This window comes from Spongiactinospora gelatinilytica (assembly GCF_003236385.1).
GTDB lineage: Bacteria > Actinomycetota > Actinomycetes > Streptosporangiales > Streptosporangiaceae > Spongiactinospora > Spongiactinospora gelatinilytica.
Genome location: NZ_POUA01000235.1, coordinates 1 through 12,318, shown reverse-complemented (window position 1 = coordinate 12,318; position 12,318 = coordinate 1). Strand labels below are relative to the sequence as shown.

Annotated in this window: 10 protein-coding genes; 8 read left to right on the top strand and 2 right to left on the bottom strand. The window is 69.1% G+C overall.

The annotated features are described in order from the left end of the window. Positions 1-132: peptide deformylase (locus tag C1I98_RS25550; protein WP_199537209.1), on the bottom strand; the 132-nt coding region annotated here is incomplete at its 3' end. 105 nt (positions 133-237) lie between these two features. Further along, positions 238-1,092, bottom strand: a complete 855-nt coding sequence (locus C1I98_RS25545; RefSeq protein ID WP_111169971.1) for a PAC2 family protein — start codon at positions 1,090-1,092, stop codon at positions 238-240. Between the two features lie 173 nt (positions 1,093-1,265). Here C1I98_RS25545 and metH point away from each other — a divergent pair, with 173 nt between their 5' ends. From metH to C1I98_RS25505, 8 genes are all read left to right on the top strand, one after another. Beyond that, positions 1,266-4,730 carry a methionine synthase gene (gene metH, locus C1I98_RS25540; protein WP_111169970.1) on the top strand — a complete coding sequence of 1,155 codons (3,465 nt, stop codon included), beginning with the start codon at positions 1,266-1,268 and terminating at the stop codon, positions 4,728-4,730. After that, positions 4,723-5,391, top strand: a complete 669-nt coding sequence (locus C1I98_RS25535) for an HAD family hydrolase (RefSeq protein WP_111169969.1) — start codon at positions 4,723-4,725, stop codon at positions 5,389-5,391. The genes metH and C1I98_RS25535 overlap by 8 nt, the downstream gene beginning before the upstream one ends. A 111-nt stretch (positions 5,392-5,502) precedes the next feature. Further along, positions 5,503-6,012, top strand: coding sequence for a cellulose synthase (locus C1I98_RS25530; RefSeq protein WP_111169968.1), 510 nt, complete (start codon positions 5,503-5,505; stop codon positions 6,010-6,012). Positions 6,013-6,397: 385 nt separating this feature from the next. After that, positions 6,398-7,393 (top strand): ABC transporter permease, encoded by a 996-nt coding sequence (locus C1I98_RS25525; protein WP_111169967.1) that lies wholly within the window; start codon positions 6,398-6,400, stop codon positions 7,391-7,393. A 57-nt stretch (positions 7,394-7,450) separates the two neighbouring features. Beyond that, complete coding sequence (locus tag C1I98_RS25520) at positions 7,451-9,220, top strand: ABC transporter substrate-binding protein (RefSeq protein WP_111169966.1); 1,770 nt, start codon at positions 7,451-7,453, stop codon at positions 9,218-9,220. Positions 9,221-9,311: 91 nt separating this feature from the next. Continuing rightward, the gene (locus C1I98_RS25515) at positions 9,312-10,325 is read left to right on the top strand and encodes an ABC transporter permease (RefSeq protein WP_111169965.1); all 1,014 of its coding nucleotides are present in this window, start codon (positions 9,312-9,314) and stop codon (positions 10,323-10,325) included. Between the two features lie 14 nt (positions 10,326-10,339). Beyond that, positions 10,340-11,368, top strand: a complete 1,029-nt coding sequence (locus C1I98_RS25510) for an ABC transporter ATP-binding protein (RefSeq protein WP_111169972.1) — start codon at positions 10,340-10,342, stop codon at positions 11,366-11,368. Then, on the top strand, positions 11,365-12,318 hold a 954-nt coding region (locus C1I98_RS25505; protein ID WP_306461916.1), incomplete at its 3' end, for an ABC transporter ATP-binding protein. The genes C1I98_RS25510 and C1I98_RS25505, both read left to right, overlap by 4 nt.

Here is a 12,318-nt window from a genome sequence, read left to right as displayed (position 1 = left end):
CCCGGACCCCGCGCGCATGGTGGCCGTGAGCTGCTTGACGAGTGTGCGAAGCTCGCGGTCGAAGGCGGTGACCGGTTCGGCCGTACGGCGGAGCACGGGATCGCCGAACAGGCGGATCTGCTGGAGGGTCATTCGCGTCTCCCCGCGGCGATGACTGACGAGCATCCGATTGCCGTTATCGTTCGTCCCCACGCCCGCCGCGCCCCAACCGCGGGGCGGGGCGCCGGCCCGTGCCGGTCAGCCCTCGCCGCCGTGGTCGCGCCGCCGCAGATAGCGCTCGAACTCCGCGGCGATGGCGTCGCCGCTGGCCTCGGGCAGGTCGGCGGCGTCCTTGCGCTCCTCAAGCTCCCTGACGTATTCGGCGACCTCGCTGTCCTGGGAGGCCAGCTCGTCGACGCCGTGCTCCCAGGCCCGTGCCTCCTCCGGCAGGTCGCCGAGCGGCATGGGGATGTCGAGCAGGTCTTCGGCCCGGCGCAACAGCGCCAGTGTGGCCTTGGGGTTGGGCGGCTGGGCGACGTAGTGGGGGACCGAGGCCCACAGCGAGACCGCGCGCAGCCCGGCCGCGCCGAGCGCCTGCTGCAGGACCCCCACGATGCCCGTGGGGCCCTCGTAGCGGGTCAGCTCAAGGTGGATCTGCCGGGCCAGCCCTGGATCGGTCGCCGCGCCCACGATCGGCACCGGACGGGTGTGCGGGGAGTCGTTGAGCAGCGCGCCGAGGATCACGGCCAGCTCGACGCCGAGCTCCCGGCACAGCAGCACGATCTCCTCGCAGAAGGACCGCCAGCGCATGTTGGGCTCTATGCCGCGCAGCAGCACGACGTCGCGCTCGACGCCGGGCGGCCTGACCACCGAAAGGCGCGTGGTCGGCCACGTGATGGAGCGGTTCTGGCCGTCGGTGAGCTCGACGATCGGCCGGGTGACCTGGAAGTCGTAGTAGTCCTCCGGGTCGAGCGCGACCAGTGGGGTGGCCTTCCACGCCCGCTCCAGATGGCCGAGCGCGCCGCTGGATGCCTCACCCGCGTCGTTCCACCCCTCGAACGCGGCGATCAGCACCGGATCGACGAGCTCGGGGAGCCCTTCGAGCTCGATCACGCGCCGCCTCCTCTCCGCTGTACTGCGCTAAGCCTATGCGTTGAGGGGCCCCTTGGTGCCATACGGCCGGTAGTACCGTGAGCGTCCGGCGGGCGTCGCCGATACCGTGGGACCGCCGTAGGAGTGCGGCTCCCTCGACCGATCCTCCAGGGGATCGCACTAAGCTTGAGCCCATGACAAGCCGACCGTCCTTGCGTGCAGTCATGTCCCAGCGCGTCGTGGTGGCCGACGGGGCGATGGGCACGATGCTTCAGGCCCATGACGTGACACTGGACGACTTCGAGGGCCACGAAGGCTGCAACGAGGTCCTCAACGTCACCCGGCCGGACATCGTGCGGTCGGTGCACGACGCCTACTTCGAGGTGGGCGTGGACTGCGTGGAGACCAACACCTTCGGCACCAACCTCGCGGCCCTCGGCGAGTACGGCATCGCCGAGCGGGTCTATGAGCTGGCCGAGGCGGGCGCCCGGCTGGCCCGCGAGCGAGCCGACGCGTGGAGCACCGATGAGCGGCCCAGGTTCGTGCTCGGCTCGATGGGCCCCGGCACCAAGCTGCCCACCCTCGGGCACGCGCCGTTCGCTTCGCTGCGCGACGCCTACCGCGACAACGCCGCCGGGCTGATCGCGGGCGGGGCGGACGCCCTGATCATCGAGACCTCCCAGGACCTCCTCCAGGTGAAGGCGGCGGTGATCGGCGCGCGCCGCGCCATCGCCGACGCCGGCCGCGACGTGCCGATCATCACCCAGGTGACCATCGAGACCAACGGGGCGATGCTGCTCGGCTCCGAGATCGGCGCGGCGCTGACCGCGATCGAGCCGCTCGGCGTCGATGTGATCGGCCTCAACTGCGCGACCGGCCCGGCCGAGATGAGCGAGCACCTGCGCTACCTGTCCCGGCACAGCCGGCTGGCGCTGTCCTGCATGCCCAACGCGGGGCTGCCGCAGCTCACCTCCGACGGCGCGCGCTACCCGCTGACCTCCGGCGAGCTGGCCGACGCGCACGGCGCCTTCACCCGCGACTACGGGCTGTCCCTGGTCGGCGGCTGCTGCGGCACCACCCCCGAGCACCTGCGCCAGGTGGTCGAGCGGGTGCGCGGCGCCGAGATCGCCGAGCGGCGGCCCCGCCCCGAGCCGGGCGCCGCCTCCCTCTACCAGCACGTCCCCTTCCGCCAGGACACCTCCTACCTGGCGATCGGCGAGCGGACCAACGCCAACGGCTCCAAGGCGTTCCGTGAGGCGATGCTCGCCGAGCGGTGGGACGACTGCGTGGAGATGGCCCGTGAGCAGGCCCGCGACGGGGCGCACATGCTCGACCTGTGCATCGACTACGTCGGCCGCGACGGCGTCGCAGACATGAAGGAGCTGGCCTTCCGGTTCGCCACCGCCTCCACGCTGCCGATCGTGCTCGACTCCACCGAGCCGGCGGTCCTTGAGGCCGGGCTGGAGCTGATCGGCGGGCGCGCGACGATCAACTCGGTCAACTACGAGGACGGCGACGGCCCCGACTCCCGCTTCCAGCGGGTGATGCGCCTGGTGCGCGAGCACGGCGCGGCCGTGGTGGCGCTGACGATCGACGAGGAGGGCCAGGCCCGCACCGCCGAGTGGAAGGTCCGGGTGGCGACCCGCCTGATCGAGTCGCTGACCCGCGAGTGGGGCATGCACGTCGAGGACATCATCGTCGACTGCCTGACGTTCCCGATCGCCACCGGCCAGGAGGAGACCCGCAGAGACGGCCTGGAGACCATCGAGGCCATCGCCGAGCTCAAGCGCCGCTACCCGGGCGTGCAGACCACCCTCGGCGTCTCCAACGTCTCCTTCGGCCTCAACCCGGCCGCCCGGATCGTCCTCAACAGCGTCTTCCTCAACGAGTGCGTCAACGCCGGGCTCGACTCGGCGATCGTGCACGCGTCGAAGATCTTGCCGATGGCCCGCATCCCCGACGACCAGCGCCAGGCCGCGCTGGACCTGGTCTACGACCGCAGGCGGGAGGGGTATGACCCGCTGGCGCACTTCATGGAGCTGTTCGAGGGCGTCGACGTCGCCGCGCTGCGGGCCGGCAAGGCGGCCGAGCTGGCCGGGCTGCCGCTGTGGGAGCGGCTCAAGCGCCGCATCGTGGACGGCGAGCGCAAGGCCCTTGAGGCCGACCTGGACGAGGCGCTGGCCCAGCGCCCGGCCCTGGAGATCATCAACGACGTGCTCCTCGACGGCATGAAGACGGTCGGCGAGCTGTTCGGTTCGGGGCAGATGCAGCTGCCGTTCGTGCTCCAGTCGGCCGAGGTGATGAAGACCGCCGTCGCCTACCTCGAACCGCACATGGAGAAGGTCGACGACGGCGGCAAGGGCCGGATCGTGCTGGCCACGGTCAAGGGCGACGTCCACGACATCGGCAAGAACCTCGTCGACATCATCTTGTCCAACAACGGCTACGAGGTGGTCAACCTCGGCATCAAGCAGCCGGTGACGGCGATCCTGGAGGCGGCCGAGGACAAGAACGCCGACGTCATCGGCATGTCCGGGCTGCTGGTCAAGTCCACCGTGGTGATGAAGGAGAACCTTGAGGAGATGAACTCCCGGGGCATCTCCACCCGGTTCCCGGTGCTGCTCGGCGGCGCCGCGCTCACCCGCGCCTACGTCGAGCAGGACCTCGCCGACGTGTTCCAGGGCGAGGTCCGCTACGCCCGTGACGCCTTCGAGGGCCTGCGCCTGATGGACGCCATCATGGCGGTCAAGCGCGGCGAGGACGGCGCGCGCCTGCCGGAGCTGCGCACCCGGCGGGTCAAGACCGGCGCGGCGCTGGACCGCACGCCCGAGGAGGAGATGCCCGCCCGCTCCGACGTGGCCGCCGACAACCCGGTGCCCACCCCGCCGTTCTTCGGCGACCGCGTGGTCAAGGGCATCGCGCTGGGCGACTACGCCGCGTTCCTGGACGAGCGGGCGACGTTCATGGGCCAGTGGGGGCTCAAGGCCACGCGCAGCGGCTCGGGGCCCTCCTACGAGGAACTGGTGGAGACCGAGGGCCGGCCGCGGCTGCGCATGTGGCTCGACCGGCTGCAGACCGAGGGCCTGCTCGAAGCCGCCGTGGCCTATGGCTACTTCCCGTGCGTCAGCGAGGGCGACAACCTGATCATCCTCGACGACGCCGGCAACGAGCGGACCAGGTTCACCTTCCCCCGCCAGCGCCGCGACCGGCACCTTTGCCTGTCCGACTTCTTCCGCTCGCGCGAGTCCGGCGAGACCGACGTGATCGCCTTCCAGGTGGTCACCATGGGCAACCGCATCGCCGAGGCCACCGGAGAGCTGTTCGCCAAGGACGCCTACCGCGACTACCTGGAGCTGCACGGCCTGTCGGTGCAGCTCACCGAGGCGCTGGCCGAATACTGGCATGCGCGGGTGCGCTCGGAGCTCGGCATCGGGGGCCAGGAGTCGCTGGATGACATGCTGAAGGTCAACATCCACGGCTGCCGTTACTCCTTCGGCTATCCTGCCTGTCCCAACCTCGAAGACCAGGTGCAGGTGATGGAGTTGCTCGATCCCGCCCGGATCGGGGTGAACCTGTCGGAGGAGTTCCAGCTCCACCCCGAGCAGGCCACCTCGGCCCTCGTCGTCCATCACCCCGAGGCCAAGTACTTCAATGTCTGAGCTGCCCGGGGCCGTCTTCTTCGACATGGACGGCCTGCTCGTGGACACCGAGAAGGTCTGGTTCGAGGTCGAGGCCGAGGTGATGAAACGCCTCGGCGGCTCCTGGGGGCCCGAAGACCAGGAACACCTCGTGGGGGGCTCGCTGCCCTCCACGGTGGCCTACATGCTCAAGACCTCCGGCGCGGACACCGAGCCGGCGGAGGTCGCGTCGTGGATGCTCGCCGGGATGACCGCCAGGCTCCGCGAGGGCGGCGTCGAGATGATGCCCGGCGCCGCCGCGCTGCTGCGCTCGGTGCGCGCCACGGGCGTGCCCATGGCCCTGGTGACCTCCTCGGCCCGCGCGGTGGCCGAGGTCTGCCTGGACGCCATCGGCCGCCACTTCTTCGATCATGTGGTCACCGGCGACGACGTCTCGCGGACCAAGCCCGACCCCGAGCCCTACCGGCTCGCCGTGGCGCTGGCCGCGGTCGAGGCGCGGCGCTGTGTGGTGCTCGAAGACTCACCGAACGGCGTCACCTCGGCCACCGCCGCCGGGTGCCGCGTGGTCGCGGTGCCGAGTCTGCTGCCCATCCCTCCGGCCCCCGGCCGGATGATCGCCGGTTCGCTGACCCAGGTCGATGTGGCGCTGCTCGCCAGGGTGGCCACCCCCAGCGAGCCCTGATCGTCCCCCTAGGGGCCCGATCGCCGATCAATCCCCCTCCGGTAGGAGAGGAGGGGGCCCTTTCGCGTGCCAGGATGGTAGGGACGAAGCGATACGAGGGGGCGGCCCGACATGAATCAGATCGCGTGGTTGCCGCTGTGCGCCGGAGTGACCGGTGTAGGGCTGGTGATCAGTTTCCTGCTGCTGCGGCGCAGGGGCGCCGCGGCCGGGCTGCGTGCGGCGGCCTGGTCGCTGCTGCCCATGGCCGCGTACCTCACGGGGGCCCTGCCCGTGCTGTGGAACATCGGCAGCTCGGTCGTCGGCTTCGTGACCGGCCTGGTCTTCTCGCCGACCGTGTGGATCGGCGTGGCCCTGACGGGCCTCGCGGTGGTCCTGTACCTCGTCTCGGGCTTCCTGCGCGGCCGTGGCCGGGCCAAGGCCGACCGGCGCACCGGCGCCGGCGCCGAGCCCGCGCAGCGGCAGGCCGCACCGGCGCAGCCGCGCCCGGGGGTCGCCGCCCCGGCCACCCCGGCCGCCACGACGCAGCCGTTGCCCACCCGGCGACCGGCGCCCGCGAAAAAGGCCGCAGATGATGATTTTTCCGACATTGAGGACATTCTTAAGCGACGCGGAATCAGTTAGCGGCGCTTAAGGGCTGACCGAAATTCAAGTCAGGGGCGACGTCAAGGCTCTCCTCCGCCCTTGGTGACCCTCCGCGATCTCGACCGTGGTGGTCGCGGTGTCGCCCCATACCGATCACGTGGGGTGATGACCGTTATGGTGCGAGTAAGGACTCGTGTCACCGAATCGAGACAGAATCAGAACAAGTTCTAGATATTTCGCCAAGATCGATACGAATACGTGTCGCGTGAATCACAGTTGCGCTACATCGCTGGCCAAAGGGCTAGTCAGCGCAGTTGGGCGCATACATTCTGCCTTCCGGGGACCGCACTCAAGCGGCTTCCCCATTCAGGCGCACACCCGCGCCTGCCGGGACAACGTCGTCTGCGACCCAGGGGGCTGAAGTATGACCGCACCGCTCGATGTCTCCGGATCGGCCCCGGAGACCCCGCCGGAGTCGGTGCTGGAGGGGGCAGGCGGCAAGAGCATCACCGGCCGGTCACTCGGGCAGATCGCATGGTCGCGCCTGAAACGCGACAAGGTCGCCATGGCCGGCGCGGGCATCGTGATCCTCCTCATCCTGATGGCGATCTTCGCCCCCGCCATCGTCGGGCTGCTCGGCCATCCGCCGCAGCGGTTCCATGAGGACCTGACCGATCCCAACACCGGTGTGCCGATCGGCGCGTTCGGCGGAATGAGCTGGGACTTCCTGTTCGGCCTGGAGCCGAGGAACGGGCGCGACCTGTTCAGCCGCGTCGTGTACGGCGCGCGGATCTCCCTGCTGATCGCCTTCCTCGCCACCCTGGTCTCGGTGGTGATCGGCACGCTGATGGGCGTCGTGGCCGGCTACTTCGGCGGCTGGGTGGACACCCTGATCGGCCGCACGATGGACATCTTCCTGGCCTTCCCGCTGCTGGTCTTCGCCATCGCCCTGGTGGGCGCGATCCCGGACACCGCGTTCGGGCTCACCGGCGACTCACTGCGGATCGCCCTGCTGGTGTTCATCATCGGCTTCTTCAACTGGCCCTACATCGGGCGGATCATCCGCGGTCAGACGCTGTCCCTGCGCGAGCGCGAGTTCGTCGACGCCGCGCGCAGCCTGGGCGCGCGCTGGCCGCACATCATCTTCCGCGAGCTGCTGCCGAACCTGATGGCACCGATCCTGATCTACGCGACGCTGCTGATCCCGTCGAACATCCTGTTCGAGTCGGCGCTGTCCTTCCTCGGGGTCGGGGTCCGGCCGCCCACGCCCACCTGGGGCGGCATGCTGGCCGACGCGGTGCGGTTCTTCACGTTGCCGCACTTCGCGATCTTCCCGGGGATGGCCATCTTCATCACGGTGCTGTCCTTCAACCTGTTCGGCGACGGACTGCGGGACGCCTTCGACCCGCGCACCCGTTAGCCCGCCTACCCTCCTACGATCCCCCGGCTCCATATCCCAACAAAGGGGTGCGAAGTAATGAGAACAAGATCCGGAGTGGCCATCGCGGCCATCGGAACCGCGCTGGCGCTCGGCCTATCGGCCTGCGCGGGCGGTGGCGGGAACACACCTCCCGGCCAGTCCGGTGGCGGCTCGGCCGGCGCGGTGAAGGAGGAGTTCAACGCCGCGCTCGGCAAGGTCTACAACCCGTCCAAGGCCAAGGGCGGGATCGTCAAGATGGCCCATGAGGGCACCTGGGACAGCCTGGATCCGGGTAACACCTACTACGGTTACTCATTCAACTTCGCCCGCCTGTACGGCCGCACCCTGGTGATGTTCAAGCCCGCTCCGGGCGCCGAGGGCAACACGCTGGTCCCCGACCTCGCCGAGAGCCTCGGTGAGACCAGCGACGGTGGCAAGACCTGGACCTACAAGCTCCGCAAGGGCGTGAAGTTCGAGGACGGCACCGAGATCACCTCCAAGGACATCGCCTACAGCGTCGCCCGCTCCTTCGACAAGCAGGTGCTCCCCAAGGGCCCGAGCTACCTGAACGAGCTGCTGGACTGGCCCAAAGACTACAAGGGCGCCTTCAAGGAGCCGGACAGGGACATCAGCTCGGCGATCGAGACGCCGGACGACTACACGATCATCTTCAAGCTGAAGGCGGCCTTCGGCTCCTTCGACTACATCGTGCAGATGCCGATGACCATGCCGGTGCCCAAGGCCAAGGACACCGGAACGAAGTACCAGGAGCACGTGATCGCGTCCGGGCCGTACATGTTCGACAAGAACGAGATCGGCAAGTCCTTCTCCCTGAAGCGCAACCCGAACTGGGACCCGGCCACCGACCCGAACCGCCCCGCGCTGCCCGACGGCTTCGAGGTCCAGCTCAACGTCAACGCCGACGACATCGACAACCGGCTGATCTCCGGCGACGTGCACCTGGCCGTCACCGGCCTCGGCCTCCAGCAGGCCGCGCGCACCCGCGTGCTGAACGACCCCGTGCTGAAGGCCAGGACCGACAACGCCAAGCTCCAGCGGCTGTGGTACCTCTCGGTCATCCCGGACATCGAGCCGCTCAACAACATCGAGTGCCGCAAGGCCGTGCTGTGGGCGGTGGACCGCACGTCGGTCCAGCGCGCCTACGGCGGCCCCAACGGCGGCGACATCGCGACCGGCATGATCCCGCCGTCGCTGGGCGGCTACAAGGAGATCAGCACCTACGCCACCCCGGGCAACAAGGGCGACATCAACAAGGCCAAGGCGGCCCTCGCGGCCTGCGGCCAGCCGAACGGCTTCAACGCCGACATCTCCTACCGCAGCGAGCGCCCGGGCGAGAAGGCGTTCGCCGAGGCCGTGCAGCAGTCGCTGGCCAAGGTCGGCATCAAGCTGACGCTCAAGCCCTTCCCCGACGGCGACTACTTCACCCTGTACGCCGGCAAGCCGGACTACGTCAAGCAGAACAAGCTCGGCCTGGCCGTCAACGGCTGGGGCTCGGACTACCCGGAGACCTTCGGCTTCCTGCAGGCCATCGCGGACAGCCGGACCATCCGTGACTCCGGCAACTACAACCTGAGCATCAAGATCCCCGAAGTCGACCAGAAGATCGACCAGGTCAAGGGCGAGGCCGATGTCGCCGCCCGCGACGCCCTGTGGGCCGAGATCAACCAGCGCATCATGGACGAGGCGGTCACCGTGCCCGGCGTGTACGCCAAGTCGATCCTGATGCGCGGCAAGGGCCTGACCAACCTGTATGTCAGCGACTCCCAGCAGATGTACGACTACGTGGGCGTCGGCGTTCAGCAGTAGGCGTTCCGGCGATCATCCAACGAGATAGGCAGGTGAAGGCCACGACGGCCGCCGTCAGCGATCCTGGCGGCGGCCGTCAAAGCCGGGCACTGTGATCACATACATCATCAGGCGCCTGATCGGCGCGGTGATCATGCTCGTCATCGTGAGCATCGTCACCTTCGCGATCTTCTTTCTGGTCCCGCGGCTGGTCGGCGCCACTCCGGAGAGCATGGCGAGCCGCTATGCCGGTCGTACGGCCACCGCGGAGACCCAGCATCTGATCGCCCAGCGGCTCGGCTTCTACGACCCGATGCCGGTGCAGTACGGCAGGTTCGTCAAGGGTTTGGTCGTGGGCGCGGAGTACGACACGGGCACCAGCGTCGAGAAGTGCCCGGCACCCTGCTTCGGCTACTCCTACCTCACCCAGCAGCCCGTGTGGCCCGACCTGGTGGACCGCTCGCGGGTCACGTTCTCGCTGGGCGTCGGGGCCGCGGTGATCTGGGTGATCGCCGGGGTGGCCACCGGCGTGATATCGGCGCTGCGCCGCCGCAGCTTCTTCGACCGGGCCGCGATGGGCATCGCGCTGGCCGGGGTGTCCATGCCGGTGTTCTTCACCGGCATGATCTCGCTGGTCTTCTTCAGCTACTACCTGGGCTGGACCGTGCCCGGCGGGACCTACGTCGACTTCACCGTCGATCCGTTTCAGTGGGCCTACAGCCTGATCCTGCCCTGGGTCACGCTGGCGTTCCTGTTCGCCGCGGGCTACGCCCGGCTCACCCGGGCGGGCATGCTGGAGACCATGAACGAGGACTACATCCGCACCGCGCGGGCCAAGGGCCTGCCCGAGCGGACGGTGGTGGTCAAGCACGGCCTGCGGGCCGCGCTCACGCCGATCGTGACCATCTTCGGCCTCGACTTCGGCCTGCTGCTCGGCGGTGCCGTGCTCACCGAGAGCACCTTCTCCCTCAACGGGCTCGGCAAGTACGCCATCGAGGCCATCGTCAGCAACGACCTCCCCAAGGTGATGGGCGTGACCCTGCTCACCGCGGTGTTCGTGGTGATCGCCAACCTGATCGTGGACCTGCTGTACGCCGTCGTCGACCCAAGGGTGAGGCTCGCGTGAGCGCCAACGACACCATGCCGCATCTGGCGGTCCGTGACCTCAGCATCCACTTCCCGACCGATGACGGCCTGGTCCGCGCGGTGGACGGGCTGTCGTTCGGGCTGGAGCGCGGCAAGACGCTCGGCATCGTCGGGGAGTCCGGCTCGGGCAAGAGCGTGACCAGCCTCGGCATCCTCGGCCTGCACTCCGGCGGCAACGCCAGGCTCTCCGGCGAGATCTGGCTGGACGGCGATGAGCTGATCTCCGCGCCGCCCGAGGCCGTGCGCAGGCTGCGCGGCAAGAAGATGGCGATGATCTTCCAGGACCCGCTGTCGGCGATGCACCCGTACTACAGCGTCGGCAAGCAGATCATCGAGGCGTACCGAATCCACAACGACGTGAGCAAGGCGGCCGCCCGCCGGCACGCGATCGACATGCTGGGCAGGGTCGGCATCCCGCAGCCGGACCGGCGGGTGGACGACTACCCCCACCAGTTCTCCGGCGGGATGCGGCAGCGGGCGATGATCGCCATGGCGCTGTCCTGCGACCCGGAACTACTGATCGCCGACGAGCCCACCACGGCACTGGACGTGACCGTGCAGGCCCAGATCCTGGACCTGATGCGCGACCTGCAGCGCGAGTTCAACTCCGCGCTGATCATCATCACCCACGACCTGGGCGTCGTGGCCGAGCTGGCCGACGACATCCTGGTGATGTACGGCGGCAAGTGCGTCGAGTACGGCGCGGCCGAGGACATCTTCCTCACCCCCGAGCACCCCTACACCTGGGGCCTGCTCAGCTCGGTGCCACGGCTGGACCGGGAGCCGACCGAACGGCTGAAGCCGATCAAGGGCGCCCCGCCGTCCCTGATCAACATCCCGTCCGGCTGCGCCTTCCACCCGCGCTGCCCCTACGCCGCGGAGTCCGGCGAGCGGGCGAAGGAAGAGGTGCCGCCGCTGGCGGAGACCGCGACCGGCGGGCACCTGGTGCGCTGCCACCTGTCCCGCGCGCGGCGGCGGGAGATCTGGGAGAACGACGTCAAGCCGATCTTGGAGACCACGTGAGCACCCCGACGACCGATGCCGCGGATCTTCCGGACGGCGAGCCCCTGCTCGCGGTGACCGGCCTGGAAAAGCACTTCCCGGTGACCAGGGGGCTGCTCAAGCGGCAGGTGGGCGCCGTGCAGGCGGTGGACGGGGTCTCCTTCAGCGTCCGCAAGGGCGAGACCCTGGGCCTGGTGGGCGAGTCCGGCTGCGGGAAGACCACCACGGGCCGGCTGATCACCAGGCTGCTCGACCCCAGCGGCGGGAAGATCGTTTTCGAGGGACGGGACATCACCCACATGTCGCAGTCCCGGTTGCGCCCGTTGCGCCGGGACATGCAGATGATCTTCCAGGACCCCTACTCGTCGCTGAACCCCCGGCACACGGTGGGCGCGATCGTCGGCGCGCCGTACCGCATCCAGGGCATCAAGACCGAGCAGGGCGTCAAGAAGGCCGTCCAGGAGATCCTGGAGACGGTCGGCCTCAGCCCGGAGCACTACAACCGTTACCCGCACGAGTTCTCCGGCGGCCAGCGCCAGCGCATCGGGATCGCCAGGACCCTCGCCCTGAAACCCAAGCTGATCATCGCCGACGAGCCGGTCTCCGCGCTCGACGTGTCCATCCAGGCGCAGGTGGTCAACCTGCTCGAGGACATCCAGAACGAGCTGGACCTGACCTACGTGGTGATCGCCCACGACCTGTCGGTGGTCCGGCACATCTCCGACCGGGTGGCGGTGATGTACCTCGGCAAGATCGTCGAGCTGGCCGACCGCAAGAGCCTGTACGGCTCGCCGATGCACCCGTACACCAACGCGCTGCTGTCCGCGGTGCCGGTCCCCGACCCGCGGGGCCGTACCGAGCGCGACCGCATCCGGCTCAAGGGCGACGTGCCCTCCCCGCTCAACCCGCCCCCGGCGTGCCGCTTCCACACCCGCTGCTGGAAGGCGCAGGACATCTGCAAGCAGCAGGAG